This window comes from Variovorax sp. GW821-FHT09D07 (genome assembly GCF_059416345.1).
Window position 1 is genome coordinate 14,836 of sequence record NZ_JBWKOY010000012.1, and the last position, 21,227, is coordinate 36,062.

Sequence of the window (21,227 nt, forward strand, 5' to 3'; positions counted from 1 at the left end):
CTTCGCCAACCCCCTACCGGGGGCAACACCTGCGGCCCGGCAAAGCCGGTTCCGCGGTGTTTCTGGCGAAGAGATGTCGCGGGCAGAATCGCGGCATGCGATTCTTCAAGGACCTGAGCCTTTCGGCCTTCACCGCGGGCTTTGTCGCCGTGCTCGTGGGTTTCACGAGTTCGGTGGCCATCGTGTTCCAGGCCGCCCAGGCCTTCGGCGCCACGCCCGAGATGGCGGCCTCGTGGATGTGGGCGCTGGGCATCGGCATGGGGCTGGCTTCGGCGCTGCCCTCGCTGTGGTGGCGCAAGCCCGTCATGATCGCCTGGAGCACGCCCGGCGCGGCCGTGCTGGCCGTGGCCGGTGCGGGCTATGGCATGGGCGAGGCGGTGGGCGCCTTCATCGTCTGCGCGGTGCTGATCGTGCTCGCGGGCGCCACCGGCTGGTTCGAGCGCGTGATGAACAAGATCCCGATGGCCATCGCCTCGGCACTGCTGGCCGGCGTGCTCGCGCGCTTCGGCATCTCGGCCTTCACGGCGGCGCAGACCGCGCTGCCGCTGGTGCTGCTGATGCTCGCCACCTACCTCGTGGGCAAGCGCCTGCTGCCGCGCTACGCGGTGCCGCTCACGCTGCTGGTGGCCATCGCCTTCACGGCCGCGCGCGGCGAGCTGGCGTGGTCGGCGGTGCACTTCTCGCTCACCTGGCCGGTGTTCACGGTGCCGGTGTTCACCTGGCAGGCCATCGTGAGCCTGGCGCTGCCGCTGTTCGTCGTGACCATGGCCTCGCAGAACCTGCCCGGCGTGGCGGCGATCCGCGCCAGCGGCTACAGCGACCTGCCGGTCAGCAAGCTGATCACCATCAGCGGCCTCGCGACGCTGGTGCTCGCGCCCTTCGGCGCCTTCGCGCTCAACCTGAGCGCCATCACGGCCGCCATGTGCATGGGCCGCGAGGCGCACGAAGACCCGGCGCGGCGCTACACGGCGGCCGTGAGCTGCGGCGCCATCTACGTGGTGATCGGCCTGTTCGGCGCGGCCGTCACGGGCCTGCTCACAGCCTTTCCGAAGGAGCTGGTCGCGGCCATCGCCGGGCTGGCGCTGCTGGGCACCATCGGCGGCGGGCTGGCGGCGGCGGTGCGCGACGAGGCGCACCGCGAGGCCGCGCTCATCACCTTCCTGGTCACGCTCTCGGGCGTGACGCTGGCCGGCATCGGCTCCGCCTTCTGGGGCGTGGTGGCCGGCGCGGTGGCGCTGGCGGTGCAGCAGGTCGGTCGTGCACGGGTGCAGCTGCCCATTGAAAAAGCCCCCGCCGGCAAGGACATCGCCGCTTCCGGCAACATGCCGCCAGAAACCCCCTCCACAGCCGCCGCTCCCGGCGCCGGAAAGAACGCCTGATGAAAAACATCCTCTTCGTCGCCGACCCGCTCGATCACTTCAAGATCTACAAGGACACGACCTTCTCGATGATGCGCGAGGCCCAGCGCCGCGGCCACCGCATCGCGGCCTGCCTGCCGCAGGACATCCAGTGGAAGTCCGGCGGGCGGGTCTCGGCGGTGGTGCAGCAGATCACGCTGACGGGTGACCCGAAGGACTGGTACCGCGTCGACATCCTCGAATCGAAGGCGCTGAAGGACTTCGACGCCGTGCTGATGCGCAAGGACCCGCCCTTCGACGCCGAGTACATCTATTCCACGCACCTGCTGCAGCAGGCCGAGCGCGAGGGCGCGAAGGTGGTCAACTCGCCGCGCGCGCTGCGTGACCATCCCGAGAAGCTCGCGATCATGGAGTTTCCGCAGTTCGTCACGCCCACGCTGGTCACGCGCAGCGCGCAGGCCGTGCGCGACTTCCATGCCGAGCACGGCGACATCATCCTCAAGCCGCTCGACGGCATGGGCGGCATGGGCATCTTCCGCGTGAAGCAGGACGCGCTGAACCTCGGCTCCATCGTCGAGACGCTCAACAAGGACGGCGCCGAAACCATCATGGTGCAGCGCTTCGTGCCCGAGGTGACGCAGGGCGACAAGCGCATCCTGATCATCGCGGGCGAACCGGCGCCCTTCGTGCTGGCGCGCATTCCGCAGGGCACCGAGGTGCGCGGCAACCTCGCGGCCGGCGGCAAGGGCGTGGCCCAGCCGCTCACGGCGCGCAACCGCGAGATCGCCGAAGCCATCGGCAAGGTGCTCGCGCCGCGCGGGCTGCTGCTGATCGGGCTCGACGTGATCGGCGACGCGGTCACCGAGATCAACGTGACCAGCCCGACCTGCTTTCAGGAGATCACCGAGCAGACCGGCTTCGATGTGCCGAAGATGTTCATCGATGCGCTCGAGGCGCACCTGGCCTCGGCCTGATCAGAAGTCGACCGACGCCGACAGCGTGAAGGTGCGCGGCGCGCCGAGCACCAGGTAGCCGTTGTTCGGGTAGCCGCCCACCGAGGCCCAGTAGTTGCGGTTGGTCAGGTTGTCGATGCGCGCGCGCAGCGTCACCAGCTTGCCGGCCACCTCGGTGAGGTAGCGCGCGCCGACATCGAAGCGCGTCCAGCCGGGCACGCGCAGCGTGTTGGCGGCGTCGGCGTAGCTCGGGCCCGTGGCCACCACGCGGCCGTCCAGCGACAGGCCGCGCACGCCCGGCACGTCCCATTCCACACCGAGGGTGCCCTGCGTCTTGGCGATGCCGATGACGCGGCGGCCGTCGGTCGTGGCGTCGCCCGTGGCGCGCTGCTTGGCATCCAGGAAGGTGATGCCGCCCATCAGGCGCACGCCCTTGGCCGCTTCGCCGAACGCGGTCAGCTCCAGGCCCTGGTGGCGGTCGCGGCCTTCGGCCACGTAGTAGCCGGCGCTGTTGACGAGGGCGCGCGGCTTGTCGGTGGTGAAGAAGGCCAGGCCGCCGCCGATGCGGCCGCCGTCGAACTTGATGCCGATCTCCTTCTGCTTGGACACATAGGGCGACAGCTGCGTGCCCGCGTTGCGCACGGCGCCACCGGTCGATACCGTGGGCGCGGTGTCGCCCTTGCTCAGGCCCTCGATGTAGTTCGCGTACAGCGACACCTGCGGCTGCAGCTTGAACACGAAGCCGGCCATCGGGCTGGTGCGGCTCTTCTCATAGGCGGTGGGCTTGCCGGTGTCGTAGGCGAAGTCGGTGCTTTCCAGCTTCTGGCGCCGCACGCCGAGCGTGAGCTGCGCGCGGTCGTCCAGGAAGGACAGCGTGTCGCCGATCGCCAGGCTGCTCAGGCGCGTCTGCGTCAGCAGCGCGGGGTTGTCCATGTCGTTGCCGCGGAACGCGCTCGCCGTGTAGGTCGGGATCGGGTAGCCGATGGGCGCGTACAGGTGGGTCTTCAGGGGGTTGAAGAAGTCCCACTTGTAGGCGTTCTTCTCCTTGAGCTGGTAGTACGAGTACGAGGCCACCACCGTGTGGTTCACCGGGCCGGTCGTGAACTTGCCGCGCACGCCGGCTTCGGCCGTGCGGGTGCTGTCCTGGCGCTGGTTCTCGAAGCGCGACATGTTGCCCATGCCGAGGTTGTTCGTGAGCGTGAGGCCGGCCAGCGCATTGCCTTCGTGGCTCTTGCGCGCGCCGCCGGCGATCCACGCCGTCACGTTGTCGGTGAGGTCGTACTCGCCGCGCAGCGAGCCGAAGGTGTCGCGCTCGTTGGAGTAGGTCCAGGGCTGCGCGTAGTTGAGCTGGTTGTCGGGTGCCGACGGCACGCGCGTCACGCCGGCGCCGAGCGTCACGTTCGGGCGCGTGCGCGTCAGGCGATGTTCCTGGTGGCCGATGTCGGCCGAGATGCGCGCGTTGCGGCTGCGCCAGTCGAAGCCGACCGAGGCCACGTCGAGCTTCACCTGCTCGGCGTTCACGCCGGTGCCGCCGTCGCGGTGGGCCGCGTTCAGGCGCACGCCCAGGCTCTGGTCGGGCCCGAAGCGGCGCGCGATGTCGGTCGACACATAGCTCTGCGAGCCGCTGGCCGTGCCCAGCGTGACCTGCGTGAGCGGGTCGTTCGGCGCGCGCTTGGGCAGCAGGTTGATGTTGCCGCCGATGCCGCCGCCCGTGGGCGTGGCGCCGTTCAGGAAGGCGCTCGCGCCGCGCAGCACCTCGACGCGCTCGAACAGCTCCGACGAGATGTACTGGCGCGGCAGCAGGCCGTACAGGCCGTTGTAGGCGATGTCGTCCGAATTCACCACGAAGCCGCGGATGAAGTACGACTCCTGGAAGTTGCCGAAGCCGCGCGCCACGCGCACCGAGGGGTCGTTCTGCAGCACGTCGGCCACGCTCTTGGCCTGCTGGTTCTGGATCAGCTCGTGCGTGTAGCTGGTGCTGGAGAAGGGCGAATCCATCATGTCCTGGTTGCCCAGGATGCCCACGCGCCCGCCGCGCGCCACCTGCCCGCCCGCGAAGGGCTTGGTCAGGCCTTCGGCCGAGGCGTCGGCGCTGGCTTCGACGGTGACGGTGCTCAGCGTGCCGCTGGCGGGGGCCGCCGGTTCAGCGGGCGGCGTCTGCGCCAGGGCCGTCAGGGCGTGAAGGGCCAGCAGCGAGGCGGCCACGGTCGGCCGGAGGAAGAAGCGAGGAGCGGGCATGAAAGATCGAACGAATGCAAATGAGAACAGTTATTGTTCATTGTTTGCACTCACTCATCGATACTTTCTTGCGCTGTTGCAAAAAAGTGTCAGCCAAAAGACTGAATGTCAGGCCTCAGCGTGGCATCCGTTGGCCATCCACGAACACATGCAACTCGCCCGAGGCGAAGGGCGTCCAGGTCTCGTTGGTGGTCAGCGGCGCCGTCACCACCACGGCCACGCGGTCGGTGGGCGTGGTGTGCTGGGCGAAGTCGATCTCCAGGTCTTCGTCCGACAGCTGCGCCGTCACGAAGGGGTGGCGGCGCTCCACGTACCAGAGGTTGGTGGAGGCATGCGCCCACAGCGCCTGCCCGTTGGACAGCATGAAGTTGAAGGTGCCGTGCGCCGCCAGCTGCGGCGCCAGTTCGCGCAGCGTGAGCGTGAGCTCCTCGACGCTGGGCACGCCCGCGTGCGACTTGGCCAGCTCCTGCATGATCCAGCAGAAGGCGTGCTCGCTGTCGGTGTTGCCCACCGGGTGGAAGTTGCCGTGCAGGCGCGGGCGGAAGTCCCTCAGGTCGCCGTTGTGGGCGAACACCCAGTAGCGGCCCCACAGCTCGCGCACGAAGGGGTGGCAGTTCTGCAGGTTGACCTCGCCCTGCGTCGCCTTGCGGATGTGCGCGATGACGTTGCGGCTTTGAATCGGGTAGCGCCGGATCAGCTCGGCCACCGGCGACTCGCAGGCCGGCTGGTGGTCGACGAAGTGGCGCAGCCCGCGGTCCTCGAAGAACGCGATGCCCCAGCCGTCGGCATGGTGGTCGGTGCGGCCACCGCGCTGCGCGAACCCCGTGAAGCTGAAGGTCACGTCGGTCGGCGTGTTGCAGTTCATCCCTAGCAATTGGCACATGGCTGTGATTAGACCGCGATTCAGGATTTGGAGGAGGGGGCGGGCAGCCGCAGCCACCCGAGCACGCGCTCGGTGCCCAGGTGCGTGCGCCCTTCAGCGAGTACCAGCGGCAGGCGTTCGCGCGAGGTGCCGAAGGGCCCGGGGTTCTGCTGCACGATCTCGACCGCGTCGGCGTCCACGCGCGACACGATCGCCACGTGGCCGTAGGGATTGAAGAGCCACGGCGCGAACACGACGATGTCGCCCACCGCCGGCGCACTCGCGCCGCCGTTGCGGTGTTGCACCAGGTTGCGCGCGGCGTTCAACGCGCCGTCCGCCACGGCCGCGTCGAAGAAGGCCTTGGCATGGCCGCGCGCCTCGGGCATGCGGTGCTGGTGCCGCTCGTAGTAGTAGCGCTTGACGAACTCCACGCACTGCCAGCGCAGGCCGATGTTGTAGCCGTCGGGCGCCACGCTGCGTCCGTCGACGTGGTTGATGGCGCCGTTGTAGTACACCGGCACGCCCTCGAACTGGTCGATCACTTCGCCGGGTGCGTGCGCCGGGTTGACGTTGAAGCGGCTCGCGGCCCACAGGCCGAGCAGGGCGACGAGGACGAGGGCAGAGAGAACGACGACGGTGCGGCGGGTGATGAAGCGGGGCATGGACGGTGAAGCAGGACGCGCGGCCACGGGCCGGCAGCGACGAGCTTAGTCCATGCGAACGTCTCAGAGCCCGTGCAACGCCGCCATCTCGCCAATCAATTCACGCTGGAACGCATCGAAGCGCGCCGACGGTTGCTGCAGCCCGAAGAAGTCGCTGAACGGGTCTTCCACCTCGGTGCGGTGGCCCGACAGTTCTTCCACCACCGCCAGTCCGCAGAAGGGCACGCAGGCTTCCGAGTAGCCGCCTTCGTGCACCACCACCACGCGCCCGTCGCAATGCTTCGCGGCCAGCGCGTTGACCTGCCGCATCATCTGGCGGAACGACTCGGGGTGCAGCTGCATGCGCGCCAGCGGGTCGACGCCGTTGGCGTCCAGCCCGCTCGCCACCACGATCAGCTCGGGGCGGTAACGGTCGATCACCGGCGTCACGATGCGCTCGAACGCGTGCATGTAGGCCGCGTGCCCGCCGCCGGGCTGCAGCGGGATGTTGACGTTGAAGCCCAGCCCCGCGCCCGTGCCCCGGTCTTCGGCGCCGCTGTAGCCGGGCGGGAAGCAGTTCTCCTGGTGCAGCGACAGCGTGAGCACGTCGGGGCGGTCGTAGAAGATTTCCTGCGTGCCGTTGCCGTGGTGCACGTCCCAGTCGATCACGGCCACGCGGCCCAGGCCGTGGCGCGCCTTCATGGTCTCGATGGCCACCGCGATGTTGTTGAACAGGCAAAAGCCCATGCTGTGCTCGCGCAGGCAGTGGTGGCCCGGCGGGCGCGTGAGCGCGAAGGCGTTGCGGTGGCGGCCCTGCAGCACGCTGTCCATCGCGGCAATGGCCAGGCCAGTCGAGAGCTTCGCGATCTCGTAGCTGCCCGGGCCGAAGGGCGCGACCTCGCCCAGGTCGCCGCCGCCGGCGTCGCTGGCGGCCTTGAACTTCTGCAGGTAGCTGGCGGGGTGCACGCGCTGCAGGTCTTCTTCGCTGGCCATCGGCGCGCTCAGCACGTCGAGCTGCGCGCTCAGGCCCGACACGTCCATCAGCGACTTGATGCGGCGCTTGGAATCGGGCGACTCGGCCATGCCGCTGCCGGCCATGGGCTGCACCCAGCCGCCCACCGGCAGGAACAGGGCATGCAGCCCGCCGGGCACGTGCCAGAAGGTGCGTTCGTCGTGAAAGAAGGCGGTGGTCTTCATGCGGTGCGTCCTTGTGTGGAGGGAGGAAGAGGTGCGGGCAGCGAGGCTTCGTCGCGCGGTGGTGGATGGCGCTGCACGCTCAGGCCGCGCCAGCCCCAGCGCTCGCGCGCCAGCCCCCACAGGCCGCGCGGTGCCAGCAGCATGACCGCAATGGCGATGCAGCCCATCGCGATCAGGTACCAGCCGCCCGACATCGCGAACCAGGTGTTGAACAGCTCGCGCAGCCCGAAGTAGATGACGGTGCCGATCAGCGGCCCTTCGATGGTGCCGATGCCGCCGATGATCACGATGAACATCGCCGTCACCACCCAGTTGATGTCGAAGGCCGAGTCGGGCGAGACGAACATCGTCCCCATGAAGTGCGCCCCGCCGGCCAGCCCGAAGCCCAGCCCCGACAGCACGAAGGCGATGAAGCGGTTGCGCCACACGTTCACGCCGATGCTGGTGGCGGCCAGTTCGTTGTCGCGCACCGCCATCAGCCCCAGGCCGAAGGGCGAGCGCATCAGCAGGTACACGCCGGCCACTGCTGCGAGGCCGATGGCGCCCGAGATCCAGAACGCGTTCTGCTGGAAGCTCTCGGCCTCCACCAGCCGCACCGCCTGCAGCGGCACGCCCGACTCGCCGCCGAACAGCGGGAACTTGGCGACCAAGAGCCGCACGATCTCGGCCAGCACCCACATGCCGATCGAGAAGTAGGCATCGCGCAGGCGGAACATCAGCGGCGCCACCACGGCGGCCAGCAGTGCGCCGCCCAGGCCCGCCACCGGCACCATCCAGTAGGGCGAGATGCCCAGCCGGTCGGAGGCCACGAACAGCAGGTAGGCGCCGATGCCGGCAAAGGCCTGGTGGCCCATCGACACCAGCCCGGTGTAGCCGGCCAGCAGGTTCCACATCTGGGCCATGGCCAGCGTGATCAGCACCTCGCTGAGCAGGCGCAGCAGGCCGCCGTCGGCCACGGTGGGCGCGAAGGCGATGGCGACGGCCGCGGCGGTGAAGCCGATCCAGGGGGCGAGGGACGAATGGCGCATCGAAGTCATCTCAGGTACGTGCGCCAGCGATGCCGTTGGGGCGCACCATCAGGACCGCGAAGAACAGCAGGTGGGCGTACAGCGCGCCCGCGTTGGAATCGAGCCGCTGGCCCACGAGCTGCGCCACGCCCAGCGCGATGCCGCCGACCAGCGCCCAGCGGAACGAGCCCAGGCCGCCGATGATCACGACCTCGAACGCGCCCAGCAGCCGCTCCACGCCCGAGAACGGCGTGAACGAGGTGCGCAGCGCCAGCAGCAGCCCCGCCACCGACGCGAAGGCCAGCGACAGCCCCATCACCACCGCATACACATGGCGCGGGCGCACGCCCATCGTGCGCACGATCTCGCGGTGGTCCGAGGTGGCGCGCACCACCAGCCCGAAGCGCGAGTGCTGCAGCAGCCACTGCAGCGCGCCGAAGGCCAGCACCGCGAGCACCAGCACCAGCACCGGGTACCAGCCGATGCGCAACCCGCCGATCTCGAAGCCCGCTGTGGCCAGCGCGCCGCCGTCGAGCGCGCGCGGGTCGGCGCCGAACAGCTCGACCATCAGGTTGCGCAGCACCACCGCGATGCCGAAGGTGACCAGCACCGGCGTGAGCGGATCGTCGGTGGCCACCGCGCGGTTCAGCAGCAGCCGCTGCAGCAGGTAGCCCATGCCGAAGGCCGCCAGCGCCACCGGCACGATGAAGAAGAGCGGCGACACGCCGGGAAACTGCGTGGCCAGGAAGACCGCGAAGTACGCCGCCAGCACCACGAACTCGCCGTGCGCGAGGTTGACCATGCGCATCACGCCGAAGACCAGCGCCAGCCCGAGGCCGAAGAGCGCATAGAGGCCGCCGAGCAGCACGCCGTTGATGAGGGTTTCGAGCCAGGCCATGGTGGGGAGGTGTTCAGTGTCCGAAGTAGGCGTTGGCGATCTGCGCGGCGCTGAAGTCCGTGGCGCGGCCGGCCAGCGTGACGCGGCCCTTGAGCAGGCAGTACACGCGCTGCGCGATGCGGCAGGCGCGCGTCACATCCTGCTCCACCACCAAGAGCGCCGTGCCCTGCGCGCGGATGTCGCCGAAGGCGCGGTAGATCTGCTCGATGACCACGGGCGCCAGGCCCAGCGAGATTTCGTCGCACAGCATCAGGCGCGGGTTGGCCATGAGCGCGCGGCCGATGCTCACCATCTGCTGCTGCCCGCCCGACAGCTGCGTGGCCGGCCGGTGGCGGAACTCCTGCAGGATGGGGAACAGCGCATATACGGTGGGCAGCGTCCAGTGGCCCGTGCGGCCGCACAGCGCGCCCATGCGCAGGTTTTCTTCGACGGTGAGCGAGGGGAACAGCATCCGCCCCTCGGGCACCAGCGCGATGCCGCGGCGCGCGATGCGCTCGGCCGGCTCGGCCTCGATGGCCTGGCCGTCGAAGCGGATGGCGCCGCGGCTGCGCGAGCCCAGCCCGGCAATGGCGCGGATCAGCGTCGACTTGCCCGCACCGTTGGCGCCGATGAGCGCGGTGGCTTCGCCCTCCGCCACGTCGAGCGAGAGGTCGAACAGCGCCTGCAGGTCGCCGTAGTGGCTGCACAGCTCGCGCACTTCAAGCAGCGGCATGGGTGCTCTCCTGCAAGGTGTCTTCGTCGCCCACGCCCATGTAGACCTCGCGCACCTCGCGGCTGGCCATGGCGGCGGCGGGTGTGTCTTCCAGCAGCTTGCGGCCGAAGTTCAGCACCATGATGCGGTCGGCCACGGCCATCAGCGCCTGCGCGATGTGCTCGATCCAGATCATCGCCACGTCCTGCTTCAGCTCGAGCACCAGCGCCACCAGCACCTGCACCTCGGCCTCGGTGAGGCCGCCGGCGATCTCGTCGAGCAGCAGCAGGTGCGGCCGCGCCGCCAGGCCCTTGGCCAGCTCCAGGCGCTTGCGGTCCAGCAGCGGCAGGCGGCCGGCCGGCACGTCGGCGCGGTCGGCCAGCCCGGTGCGTTCCAGCACGGCCCAGGCCTGGCGCGCGGCCTGCGCGCGCGGCAGCCGCGCGGCGAAGGTGGCGGCGGCCAGTGCGTTCTCGTAGGCGCTCAGGTGCGCGAAGGGCTGCGGGATCTGGAAGGCGCGCGCCACGCCCAGCCGCGCCCGCGCATCGGCGCGCAGCCCGACCAGCTCGCGGCCTTCGAGGCGGATGCTGCCGGCGTCGGGCACGGCCACGCCGGTGATCAGGTTGAACAGCGAGCTCTTGCCCGCGCCGTTCGGCCCGACCACGCCCAGGCACTCGCCGCGCGCGAGCGAGAGCGCCACCTGGTCGGCCACGACGATCTCGCCGTAGCGCTTGCACAGGCCGTCGATGACGAGGCAATCGCTCATGCAGCCTTGAGCTGCGACAGCAGCTTGAGCTCGTCTTCCACCGGAATCTGCTTGGCCGTGCTGTTGTGCGTGATGACCAGCTCGTACGGGAACTTGCTGCCCGCCTTGGTCTTGCGCCACTGGCCCGCCACCATCGGCGTGACGGCCACGCTCTTGATCGGGCTGCCCTTGAAGTCGATGCGCCCCACCACCGAATCGAGCTGCAGGTTGGCCAGCGCGTCGCGCACGGCCTTCTTGTCCTTCGGGTTGGTGGCGTTCTTCAGCGCGGCAATGCCGACCTCGAACAGCGCATGGCCGTAGCCGATGGGCTGCGTCCATTGCTTGCCCGTGGTGGCCTCCCAGTCGGCCGCCAGCGCCTTGGCGCTCTGGCCCGTCAGCGACGACTTGAACGGGAAGTTGGGCGTCCACCAGACCTCGGTCGACATGCCGTTGCCCGCCGCGCCCAGCGACTCCACCGCGCTCGGGAACAGGAACGACGCGGCCATCGTCACCACCTCGGGCCGGTAGCCCGCCTGCTGCGCCTGCTTCCAGAAGGTGGCGAAGTGGTTGGCATAGGCAAAGCCCGAGACGATGTTCGCGCGCGCCGCCTTGAAGCTCGACACCTGGTTGCTGAAGTCGTCGGTCGCGATCTTGAAGAAGCCGCCGTTGGTCTCCTTGTAGCCGCGCTGCTTCGCGCCGCCCGGGATGCCCGTGACCGGATCGGCGAAGGCGTGGCCCGGGCCGTTGTCGATGTACAGCGTGCCCAGCGTGCGCTCCACCTTCAGCGGCTCCCACATGCCGAAGAAGTTCTTCAGCACGTCGTCGGCGCCCCAGAAGAAATGGAACGAGAACGGAAAACCTTTTTGCGGCGTGGAGCCGCGCCCGAAGGTGATGGCCTGCCACGGGCCCATGGTCGACACCATCGACACGCCGTTGACGTCGCACAGCTGGCCGGCGGCCAGTGCGGCGTCGCTGTCCTGCACCAGCAGCAGGTCGACCTTCTCGCGCAGCAGCAGTTCGCTGGACATGGTGGCGCCGCGGTTGGCGTCGGACTGCGTGTCGCGCACCACGATCTCCACCTTGTAGGTCGTGCCGCCGATGGTCAGGCCGTCCTTCAGCGTGGCGCGCACGCGCTCCAGGCTCCACGGGTCGGCTTCGCCGAAGTTGGCGCGAACGCCCGACAGCGTGGTGAGGTAGCCGATCTTGATGGTCTTCGATTGCGCATGCGCCAGCGCAGGCACGCCGGCCAGCGCGGCCGCGCCGCCGCCGATGACGAGTTGGCGGCGTGTGAGGGCGCCGGAGGCTGCACGGAAAAGGTCGGAGGAGATGGCGGCGGGCGTGTCGGCGGACATGGAGGTTCTCCTTGGCGGATGAAGGATGGACAGGTCCGCATCCTCTCTCTGCGCGCCGCCGCGGCGTTATCGAAAACTGGCAAAACGCGGGCCGGTGCCCGCGGATGTCATTCGGGCCGCAGGTTCACCGACTTGGCGATGGCGCGGTAGCGCTCCATGTCGGCCTGGTAGCCGCGGCGCAGCTCGGCCAGTGTCTGTTCGGGCGCCACCTTGCTGCCGCCGAGTTCCAGCGCGCGGCGCAGCTCGGGCTTGAGCATCATCTGGTTGAAGGCCGTGTGCAGCCGCTGCTGCGCCTCCTCGGGCACGCGGTGCGACACCTGGATGCCCGCCCACAGGCTGTAGACGAAGTCGTCCAGGCCCTTGCTGTTGCGGATCAGCGGAATGGCCGTGAAGCGCTCGTGCGGCGCCGAGGCCGCGATGCCCAGCGCCTTGACCTTGCCGGCGTCCAGCAGGTCGGGCACGTTGCCGGCCAGCGGCGCGAACACCAGGTCGATCTGCCCGCCCAGCAGGTCGTTCACCAGCGGCGCGAAGCCCTTGTAGGGCACGTGCAGCATCTTGGTGCCCGTCTGCTGCATGAAGCGCTCGCCCAGCAGGTGGTACAGCGACCCGGGGCCGATGCTGCCGTAGCTCAGCTCCTTGGTGTCGGGGCGGCGCAAGAGCGCGATGAGTTCGTCGACGCTGCCCACGCCCAGGTCCTTGCGCGCCAGCAGCACCATCGAGGTGACGGCCATCACGCCGATGGGGCGGAAGTCTTCGGCCTTGTAGCGCGCGCTGCTGAGCGTGAGCGGCGTGAGCATCAGCTCCATCGGCGAACCCACGAGCAGCGCCGAGCCGTCGGCCGGTGCATTCGCCGCCTTCATCACGCCGAGCGAGCCGCTGGCGCCGGGCACGTTGTCGACGATGGCCGGCTGGCCCAGCAGTCGCGACAGCTCGGGCGCGGCCAGGCGCGCGTTGATGTCGGAGCCGCCGCCCGCGGGGTAGGGCACGATCAGATTCAGGGTTTTGCCGCCCAGGCCCTGGGCCAGAGCGGGCAGGGCGATGGGGGACAGGCCGGCGGCCAGGCCGGCAGCAATCAGCGAACGTCTGCGCATGGGTTCTCTCCTCGGGTTGTGTGAGATGTGTCGGAGTACGGGAAATAGGGGGGGCTTGTTGCTGCTACGGCTGCAGCAGCAGCGGCGACTGCACGTTCGCGAAGGGCACGGCCTGGTGCCAGCCGTGCGCCATGCGCAGCACGTCGAGGTCGGCGCCGGGGCGGCCGATGAGCTGCAGGCCCATCGGCAGGCCGCGCGTGCCTTCGGCCTGCGAGAAGCCGGCCGGGATCGCCATCGCGGGCAGGCCGGCGAGCGAGGGGCCGATGGTCACTTCCATCCAGCGGTGGTAGGTGTCCATGGCGCGGCCACCGACTTCGCGCGGCCAGTGCGTGTCGACCGGCAGCGGGAACACCTGCGCGGCCGGCAGCACCAGGAAGTCGAAGCGTTCGAAGAGCTGCCGCAGTGCGGCATGCCACTGCGTGCGCGTGACGGCCGCCTCGTGCAGCGCGGCAGCGCTCAGGCGCTCGCCCTGCTCGATCTCCCAGCAGGCCTCGGGCTTGAGCTGCGCGCGCGTGGCCGGATCGGCATGCAGCCCGCGCAGCGCGCCGGCCACGATGAAGCCGCGCAGGCGCAGCCAGGCGGTCCACAGGGCGTTGAAATCGAAGGCGGGCACGGCAGGCGTGACGCTGCAGCCCAGCGTGTCGAAATGCCGCAGCGCCGATTCGCACAGCGCCATCACGCCCGGGTCCATCGGCAGGTGGCCGCCGAGGTCGCCGAGCCACGCGATGCGCTGACCGCGCAGTTCCGCATCGAGCGGCTGCGCGAAGGCCTCGCCGTCACCGGCCAGGCTCAGTGGCGAGCGCGCGTCGTAGCCCGCCTGCACCGACAGCAGCCAGGCCACGTCCTCGGGCGTGCGGCCCATCGGTCCTTCGCAGCCCAGTTGCTGGAAGAACAGCTCCGGCCCCGGCCCGGTGGGCACGCGGCCCAGCGACGGGCGCAGGCCGTACACATGGTTCCAGGCCGCAGGGTTGCGCAGCGAACCCATCATGTCGCTGCCGTCGGCCACCGGCAGCATGTGCAGCGCGAGCGCCACCGCCGCGCCGCCGCTGCTGCCACCGGCTGCATGGTCGAGGTTCCATGCGTTGCGCGTGGTGCCGAACACCGTGTTGTAGGTGTGCGAGCCCAGGCCGAATTCGGGCGTGTTGCTGCGCCCCACGAACAGAGCACCGGCGCGGCGCAGCCGCTCGACCATGATCGCGTCGTGCGGCGTGACCTGCTTCGCGAACACCGGGCTGCCCATGGTGGTCGGCAGGCCGGCGGTGGCGACGAAATCCTTCGGCGCCATCGGGAAACCGTGCAGCCGGCCCACCGCGTCGCCGCGCGCGCGCTGTGCATCGCAGGCATCGGCCTGGCGCAGCATCTCCTCGGGCGCTTGCAGCGACACCAGCGCGTTGACCTGCGGGTTGAAGCGCTCGATGCGCGCGAGGCAGGTCTGCATCAGGTCGCGGCACGAGAGCTCGCGGCGTTGCAGGGCGGCGGCGAGCGAACGGGCACTCGGCAGAGTTGGCAGCGTGGCGGACATATGGCGGTCAACGATAGCGACCGCCTCCGCAAGCAGGTATCAAAAAACGGCAAAACTGGCGCCCCGAAAACCGAGGGATTCCCCTCGGCCCGTGCACCGGATCAGTGCCTCGTGAGCGCCGCGCCGCGCAGCGTCTGCGAGGGCAGTTCGCCGAACTGGCGCCGGTAGTCCGTCGCGAACTGGCTCAGGTGCCAGAAGCCCCAGTGCGCCGCGATGTCCTGCACCGAACGCGACTCGGGCCGCTTCAGTGCGCGGCGCACGCCGTTCAGGCGCAGCGCCCGCAGGTAGCGCGCGGGGCTCAGGCCCAGCGTTTCCTGGAAGCAGTAGTTCAGCTTGCGCTGGCTCGCGCCGATGCGGCTGCACACCTGCAGCATCGACAGCGGCTCGTCGGGCCGCGACATCATCAGCTCGCAGGCGCGGCGCACCACGCGGCGGTGCGCCTCGGTGGAGCGCAGCTCGCGCAGGTCGACGTCTTCGGGCAGCGCGTTGAGCCAGGCCAGCAGCACGTCGTCGCGCAGCTGCACCGTGGCGACGGGGTCGTCGAGCAGGCCGGGCATGGCGTCGAGCGCGCTGAAGGCGCCGCGCAAGGTGCCGCGCAGCGACTGCATGGTGGGGTCGTCGAAGTGCAGCACCACGCGCCGTTCGAGCCAGGCCGGCGGCGCGCGGTCGTTCAGGCGTTCGGTGAGCGACTGCAGCAGCGCGTTGTCGACCACGATGCCCGTCAGCTCGAAGCCCGGCGGACTGCACAGGTCGAGCTCGTCGCAGCGCCCGACCATCACCGATTCGGTGTCCAGCCGCTGGCCCGAGAAGCGCGCCTCGCCGTCCTGGCGGCAGGTGAGGGCGAAGCCGCAGCAGTCGGGGTTCATCTCGCCGTGCTGGCGCAGCGCGCGGTTGGTGGTCTCGCGCACCAGCCGCAGGCCGGGCAGTTGCACGTGGTCGAGAAAGCCGGCGAAGCTGCCGCCCGAGAGCATGTCGCACGCCAGGTGCCAGCCGTTCTGGCCGCTGGCGTAGGCGTCGATGTCGTGCGTGGACAGGGTCCAGCGCGTCGCGACGGTGGGGGCGGGGGCAGGAAGAACGGAGGCGGTCTGGCTGGTCATGGCGGTCCGGCGAAGCGGTGGCAGGGGTGCGAAGACCCGTGCCGGAAGCAATCTCCAGACCAGATTGTTTCGTTGACAACGATCTTAAAGTGACAGGGCAAACCCCTAAGCCACCCGATCGTGGCCTATTCGAGCTCGCCGCTGGGCTCGAAGCCGGTGGTGCTGTCGAACAGCTTCTGCACGATGGTCTGCAGCACCTGGCGCTCGTCCGCCGTGAGCTGTGAGAACAGGCGCTGCGCCGTGTCGTGCGCCAGCGGCACCATGTCGCGGTACAGCGCCAGGCCTTCTTCCTCGAGCGACACGATGACCTTGCGGCGGTCGTCGGCCGAGGGGTGCATGTTGGCCAGGCCCAGGTCCACCAGCCGGTGCTGCGCACGGCTCACGCGGGCCTTGTCCATGCTCGTCTTCTGTGCGATTTCGAGCGCCGACAGCGCACCGTACTTGCCCAGCACCACGACGATGCGCCACTCCGGAATCTGCAGCGAGAAGCGGCTGGCGATCGACTGGCCCACCGTCTGGCTCACGCGGTTGGCGACCACCGAGAGCTGGAAGGGCAGGAAGGTCTCGAGGTCGAAGGCCGGGGCGCTCGCGGCATTGCTGCGTGCCTTGGGCAGGGGCTTGGCGCTGGGCCGGGAAGGGGTGCGTGAACGGGGCACGGTGAGGTCGTGGCGTGGAGGCGTCGTGAAAGAAGATCGGCGCGGACAGTATAGGAAGGCCTTTGCACGCGACGCACGAGGCCGCGCGAGGTTTGCCAGTTTTCGATAACGCGGCAAGGGGCTCGCTCCCTATCGTGCAGGGCATGGACTACCCTGAACTCGCACTGCACATCGCCGGCCAATGGCGCACGCAGACCGCCGGCGGCCGCCGCGCGGTCGTCAATCCCGCCACCGAAGCCACCATCGCGCAGCTGCCGCTGGCCGGCCGCGACGAACTCGCCGAAGCAGCCGCGTCCGCGCGTCGCGGCTTCGTGCAGTGGCGCGGCAAGAGCGCGCTCGAACGCTGCAACATCCTGCGCACCGCCGCGCAGACCCTCCGCGAACAGGCCAAGACGATTGCGCACGTGCTCACGCTTGAGCAAGGCAAGCCGCTGACCGAGTCGCTGCGCGAGGTCACGCTGTCGGCGGACATCATCGACTTCCAGGCCGAGGAGGCCAAGCGCCTGTACGGGCGCCTCGTGCCGCCGCGCGTCGAGGGCATCCTCTCGCAGTCGGTGATGCGCCAGCCCGTGGGGCCGGTGGCGGCCTTCACGCCGTGGAACTTCCCGGCCAACCTGCCCGCGCGCAAGCTCGCGAGCGCACTGGCTGCGGGCTGCAGCGTGGTCATCAAGCCGGCGGAAGAAACGCCGGGCACCTGCATGCTGCTGGTGCGCGCCTTTCTCGACGCGGGCGTGCCGCCCGACGCACTGAACATGGTGTGCGGCGACCCGGCCGAGGTGTCGTCCTTCCTCATCGACCATCCGGCGATCGCCAAGGTGTCGTTCACCGGCTCGGTGGCCGTGGGCAAGCTGCTGGGCGAGCAGGCGGCGCGGCATGTGAAGCGCTTCACCGGCGAACTCGGCGGCCACGCACCGGTGATCGTCTGCGACGACGCCGACTTTCCGTTCGCGCTCAAGCAGTCGCTGGCCGCCAAGTTCCGCAACGCGGGCCAGGTGTGCGCGTCGCCGATCCGCTTCTATGTGCCGCGCGCACGCTTCGGCGAATGGAGCGAGGCCTTCGTGCAGGCCGCGCGCGCGCTGCGCCTGGGCGAGGGCACCGACCCCGCCACGCAGATGGGCCCGCTCGCACACGCGCGCCGCATCGAGGACATGCAGCGCTTCGTCGACGACGCCGTGGAACGCGGCGCGCAGCTGCTGTGCGGCGGCCACCGCGTGCAGCGCCCCGGCTTCTTCTTCGAGCCGACCGTGATCGCCAACGCACCCGCCGACAGCCGCGTGATGCGCCAGGAGCCCTTCGGCCCCATCGCCGTGCTGCAGCCGTACGACACGCTCGACGAAGCCATCGCGCAGGCCAACGCCTTGCCCTACGGCCTGGGCGCCTACGCCTTCACGCGCGACCTGCACACCGCGCACCGCCTGGGCGACGCGCTCGAGGCCGGCATGGTCGGCATCAACCACTTCGGCGTCTCGCAGCCCGAGATGCCCTTCGGCGGCTGGAAGGAAAGCGGCATCGGCCAGGAGATGGGCGCCGAAGGCCTGCTGCACTACACCGAGGTCAAGACCCTCACCGTCGGCGTGCCGTCCTGAGCACGCGCATCGAACACTTCCGGAGACCTGCATGACAACGAAAGAAGCCGCCGCCGTGGCGGCGCTCAAGCAAGACAACGCCCAGTACCTGTGGCACCCCATGGCGCATCCGCAGGCCATGCTCAAGACGAAGCCCGACATCATTGCGCGCGGCCAGGGCTGCTGGATCTGGGACGTGGACGGCCACAAGATGCTCGACGGCGTCGGCGGCCTGTGGGCCGCGAACCTGGGCCACAGCAACAAGCCCGTGCGCGACGCCATCGTCGCGCAGCTGGACGAGCTGCCCTTCTACAACGTGTTCCGCGGCACCACGCACCCGCGCGCCATCGAGCTGTCGGCGCGCCTGGTCAAGACCATGGAACCCGACGGCGTGGCCGCCGTGTTCTTCAGCAACGGCGGCTCCGACGCGGTCGAGGGCGCGCTCAAGCTTGCGCGCCAGTACTGGAAGCTCAAGGGCCAGGCCGACCGTTTCAAGTTCATCGCGCTGCGCCAGGGCTACCACGGCGTGCACTTCGGCGGCATGAGCGTGAACGGCAACCTGAACTTCCGCCGTGCCTACGAGCCGCTGCTGCCCGGGTGCTTTCACGTCGACACGCCGTGGCTGTACCGCAACCCCTACACGCAGGACCCGGAAGAGCTCGGCGAGATCTGCGCCACGCAGCTGGAGCGCGAGATCCAGTTCCAGGGCCCCGACACCGTGGCCGCCTTCATCGCCGAGCCGATCCAGGGCGCTGGCGGCGTGATCGTGCCGCCGCCCAACTACTGGCCGCGCGTGCGCGAGATCTGCGACAAGTACGGCGTGCTGCTCATCGCCGACGAGGTCGTCACCGGCTTCGGTCGCGGCGGCGCCATGTTCGGCACGCGGCTGTGGAACGTGAAGGCCGACCTGTGGTGCCTGGCCAAGGGCATCTCGTCGGGCTACGTGCCGCTGGGCGCCACCGCCATCGGCAACAAGGTGGCCGAGGTCTTCCTCAACGACCTCACGGGCCAGGCCGCGGTGGGCCACGGCTACACCTACAGCGCGCACCCGGTGGCCGCAGCCGCCGCACTCGCCACGCTGGACCAGATCGAGGCGCTCGATGTGCCCGGCAACGCAGCGCGCGTGGGCGCGCATTTCCAGGCGCGCGTGCGGCCCTTCGTCGACAAGTTCAGCTTCGTCGGCGACGTGCGCGGCATGGGCCTCATGTTGGGCATCGAGATGGTGGCCGACAAGACCACGCGCACCACGCTGCCGCGCGGCAACCCGATCGCCGCGAAGGTGGCGCAGGCGGCCTACCAGCGCGGGCTGATGGTGCGCATCTCGGGGCCGAACCTCATCCTCTCGCCGCCGCTGGTCATCACGCGCGAGGAGGTGGACTTCATGGTCGATGCGCTCGAAGGCGCATTTTCCGACGTACAGGCCGACGTGGAAGCGACGCTGTGAGTGCATCGCCCACGATCCTGCTGATCGGCACCGCCGACACCAAGAGCGCCGAGCTGCTGTTCATGCGCGAGTGCATCGAGGCCGGCGGCGGCCGCGTCGTCGTGATGGACGTGGGCGTGCTCGACGGCGCGCCCTTCACGCCGGACATTCCCAACACCGAGGTGGCCGCCGCTGCCGGCAAGACCGTCGCCGAGGTGGCGCAAAGCGGCGACGAGAACAGCGCCATGACATTGATGGCACGCGGCGCCGCGAAGCTCGCCGCGCGCTGGCAGGCCGAGGGCCGCATCGACGGCCTGCTCGCGCTGGGCGGCACCATGGGCACCGACCTCGCGCTCGACGTGGCGCAGGCGCTGCCGCTGGGCGTGCCGAAGGTGCTGGTGTCGACCATCGCCTACTCGCACCTGCTGCCGCCCGAGCGCATTCCGCCCGACCTCATCATGGTGCTGTGGGCCGGCGGGCTCTACGGCCTCAACAGCCTGTGCCGCTCGGCCCTGAGCCAGGCCGCGGGCGCGGTGCTCGGCGCCTGCCGCCAGGCCTGCGTGCCGGCCTTCGAGAAGCCGCTGGTGGGCATGACCTCGCTGGGCTCCAGCGCGCTCACGTACATGAAGACGCTCAAGCCCGCGCTCGAGGCGCGCGGCTACGAGGTCGCCGTGTTCCACACCACCGGCATGGGCGGTCGTGCCTTCGAGGCGCTGGCCGCCGAAGGCCGCTTCTGCGCGGTGATGGACTTCAGCCTGCAGGAGCTGGCCAACCAGCTCGGCGGCTCGTGCGTGACGGCCGGGCCTGATCGCCTGCTCGGCGCCGGCCGCGCGGGCACGCCGCAGATCGTCGCGCCCGGCGCCATCGACATGCTCGACTATCCGGCCTGGCAGGCCACGCCCGAAGGCCTGGAAGGGCGGCCCACGCACATCCACAACCGGCTGTTGGCCTCGGCGCTCAGCGCGCCCGCGTTCCGCCGTGGCGTGGCCGCCGAGATCGCACGCCGCCTCGCGCGCGCCGAGGGCGCCACCTGCCTGCTGATGCCGCTGCAAGGCATCGAAGGCTGGGACCGGCCCGGCGAGCCGCTGCACGACCCCGAAGGCCTCGCGGCCTTCACCGAGGCACTGCGCGGCAGCGTCGACCCGGCGCGGCTCGTCGAGCTCGACGCACACATCAACGACAACGCCTTCTGCGACGCCGCACTGCGCGTGTTCGACGCCTGGGTGGCCGACGGCACCGTGCCCGCAGGGAGCCGCGCATGAGCCCCGCCGCGCAAGCCCTCGTGCTCGACTTCGGCGGCGTCATCAGCCGCACGCTCTTCGAGACCCACGCCCTCACCGAAGAGGCGCTGTCGCTGCCGCGCGGCACGCTCACCTGGCGCGGTCCCTTCGACCTCGCGAGCGATCCGCTGTGGCGCGACATGCAGGCCGACAAGCTCTCGGAGCGCGACTACTGGATGGCGCGCACCCGCGAAGTGGGCGCGCTGGTCGGCGAACGCTGGGACCGCATGGAGACCTTCGTGCAGCGCGCGCGTGGCGCCGACCCCGAGGCCGCGATCCGCCCCGAGGCCCTCGCGGCCATCGAGGCGGCGCGGCGTGCCGGCTGCCGGCTCGCGATTTTGTCGAACGAGCTCGACCTGTTCTACGGCGCGGGCTTTCGCCAGCGCCTGCCTTTCATGAGCGCCTTCGACGTGGTGGTCGATGCCACGCACACCGGCATCCTCAAGCCCGATGCGCGCGCCTACCAGCAGTGCCTGGACCAGCTCGGCCTGCCCGCCGACGCCTGCGTGTTCGTCGACGACCAGCTGCGCAACATCGCCGGCGCGCAACGCGTGGGCCTGCGCACCGTGCACTTCGACGTGATGCACCCAGGCGCGAGCTATGCGCAGGCGCTCTCGATGCTGGGCGTTTCTGCTTCTTCTTTTCTTTGACTGA

19 protein-coding genes are annotated in these 21,227 nt (G+C 69.9%); 6 read left to right on the plus strand and 13 right to left on the minus strand.

Going from position 1 to position 21,227, the window contains the following annotated elements; all coding sequences use genetic code 11:
• The first annotated feature begins 95 nt into the window (after window positions 1-95).
• Both AC07OX_RS28670 and gshB read left to right on the plus strand, forming a co-directional pair.
• Window positions 96-1,379: a benzoate/H(+) symporter BenE family transporter gene (locus AC07OX_RS28670; protein WP_495262690.1), complete on the plus strand. Its 1,284-nt coding sequence runs from the start codon at window positions 96-98 to the stop codon at window positions 1,377-1,379.
• Window positions 1,379-2,332 (plus strand): glutathione synthase, encoded by a 954-nt coding sequence (gene gshB, locus AC07OX_RS28675; protein WP_495262691.1) that lies wholly within the window; start codon window positions 1,379-1,381, stop codon window positions 2,330-2,332. The genes AC07OX_RS28670 and gshB overlap by 1 nt, the downstream gene beginning before the upstream one ends.
• Here gshB and AC07OX_RS28680 read toward each other — a convergent pair whose 3' ends face one another.
• From AC07OX_RS28680 to AC07OX_RS28740, 13 genes are all read right to left on the minus strand, one after another.
• Window positions 2,333-4,549 carry a TonB-dependent receptor gene (locus AC07OX_RS28680; RefSeq protein ID WP_495262692.1) on the minus strand — a complete coding sequence of 739 codons (2,217 nt, stop codon included), beginning with the start codon at window positions 4,547-4,549 and terminating at the stop codon, window positions 2,333-2,335.
• A 115-nt stretch (window positions 4,550-4,664) separates the two neighbouring features.
• Entirely contained in the window at window positions 4,665-5,432 is a 768-nt protein-coding gene (locus tag AC07OX_RS28685) for a class II glutamine amidotransferase (RefSeq protein WP_070063693.1), read from the minus strand.
• 20 nt (window positions 5,433-5,452) lie between these two features.
• A complete protein-coding gene (locus tag AC07OX_RS28690; protein ID WP_495262693.1) occupies window positions 5,453-6,073 on the minus strand; it encodes a CHAP domain-containing protein in 621 nt (206 codons plus the stop codon).
• Between the two features lie 63 nt (window positions 6,074-6,136).
• Entirely contained in the window at window positions 6,137-7,249 is a 1,113-nt protein-coding gene (locus AC07OX_RS28695) for a class II histone deacetylase (RefSeq protein ID WP_390347099.1), read from the minus strand.
• Entirely contained in the window at window positions 7,246-8,277 is a 1,032-nt protein-coding gene (locus tag AC07OX_RS28700) for a branched-chain amino acid ABC transporter permease (RefSeq protein ID WP_495262694.1), read from the minus strand. The genes AC07OX_RS28695 and AC07OX_RS28700 overlap by 4 nt, the downstream gene beginning before the upstream one ends.
• A 10-nt stretch (window positions 8,278-8,287) precedes the next feature.
• Window positions 8,288-9,154 (minus strand): branched-chain amino acid ABC transporter permease, encoded by an 867-nt coding sequence (locus AC07OX_RS28705; RefSeq protein WP_495262695.1) that lies wholly within the window; start codon window positions 9,152-9,154, stop codon window positions 8,288-8,290.
• Between the two features lie 13 nt (window positions 9,155-9,167).
• Window positions 9,168-9,866 (minus strand): ABC transporter ATP-binding protein, encoded by a 699-nt coding sequence (locus AC07OX_RS28710; RefSeq protein WP_495262696.1) that lies wholly within the window; start codon window positions 9,864-9,866, stop codon window positions 9,168-9,170.
• On the minus strand, window positions 9,853-10,608 hold the full coding sequence (locus tag AC07OX_RS28715) for an ABC transporter ATP-binding protein (protein ID WP_062477694.1): 756 nt from the start codon (window positions 10,606-10,608) through the stop codon (window positions 9,853-9,855). Before AC07OX_RS28715 ends, AC07OX_RS28710 begins: the two co-directional genes overlap by 14 nt.
• Complete coding sequence (locus tag AC07OX_RS28720; RefSeq protein WP_495262697.1) at window positions 10,605-11,939, minus strand: ABC transporter substrate-binding protein; 1,335 nt, start codon at window positions 11,937-11,939, stop codon at window positions 10,605-10,607. The genes AC07OX_RS28715 and AC07OX_RS28720 overlap by 4 nt, the downstream gene beginning before the upstream one ends.
• A gap of 107 nt (window positions 11,940-12,046) precedes the next feature.
• Complete coding sequence (locus tag AC07OX_RS28725) at window positions 12,047-13,030, minus strand: Bug family tripartite tricarboxylate transporter substrate binding protein (protein WP_307697063.1); 984 nt, start codon at window positions 13,028-13,030, stop codon at window positions 12,047-12,049.
• A 64-nt stretch (window positions 13,031-13,094) separates the two neighbouring features.
• Window positions 13,095-14,552, minus strand: coding sequence for an amidase (locus AC07OX_RS28730; protein WP_495262698.1), 1,458 nt, complete (start codon window positions 14,550-14,552; stop codon window positions 13,095-13,097).
• A gap of 101 nt (window positions 14,553-14,653) precedes the next feature.
• Window positions 14,654-15,649, minus strand: coding sequence for a helix-turn-helix domain-containing protein (locus AC07OX_RS28735; protein WP_159273608.1), 996 nt, complete (start codon window positions 15,647-15,649; stop codon window positions 14,654-14,656).
• 125 nt (window positions 15,650-15,774) lie between these two features.
• Window positions 15,775-16,305, minus strand: coding sequence for a MarR family winged helix-turn-helix transcriptional regulator (locus tag AC07OX_RS28740; protein ID WP_159278771.1), 531 nt, complete (start codon window positions 16,303-16,305; stop codon window positions 15,775-15,777).
• 143 nt (window positions 16,306-16,448) lie between these two features.
• On the opposite strand from AC07OX_RS28740, the gene AC07OX_RS28745 reads away from it, so the two are divergent.
• The 4 genes from AC07OX_RS28745 to AC07OX_RS28760 are packed head-to-tail and all read left to right on the plus strand — an operon-like array spanning window position 16,449 to window position 21,223.
• On the plus strand, window positions 16,449-17,891 hold the full coding sequence (locus AC07OX_RS28745) for an NAD-dependent succinate-semialdehyde dehydrogenase (RefSeq protein ID WP_495262699.1): 1,443 nt from the start codon (window positions 16,449-16,451) through the stop codon (window positions 17,889-17,891).
• 31 nt (window positions 17,892-17,922) lie between these two features.
• Window positions 17,923-19,314, plus strand: coding sequence for an aminotransferase class III-fold pyridoxal phosphate-dependent enzyme (locus tag AC07OX_RS28750; RefSeq protein ID WP_495262700.1), 1,392 nt, complete (start codon window positions 17,923-17,925; stop codon window positions 19,312-19,314).
• Complete coding sequence (locus tag AC07OX_RS28755; protein WP_495262701.1) at window positions 19,311-20,555, plus strand: Tm-1-like ATP-binding domain-containing protein; 1,245 nt, start codon at window positions 19,311-19,313, stop codon at window positions 20,553-20,555. Before AC07OX_RS28750 ends, AC07OX_RS28755 begins: the two co-directional genes overlap by 4 nt.
• The gene (locus AC07OX_RS28760; protein WP_495262702.1) at window positions 20,552-21,223 is read left to right on the plus strand and encodes an HAD-IA family hydrolase; all 672 of its coding nucleotides are present in this window, start codon (window positions 20,552-20,554) and stop codon (window positions 21,221-21,223) included. The genes AC07OX_RS28755 and AC07OX_RS28760 overlap by 4 nt, the downstream gene beginning before the upstream one ends.
• The last annotated feature ends 4 nt before the right edge of the window (window positions 21,224-21,227 follow it).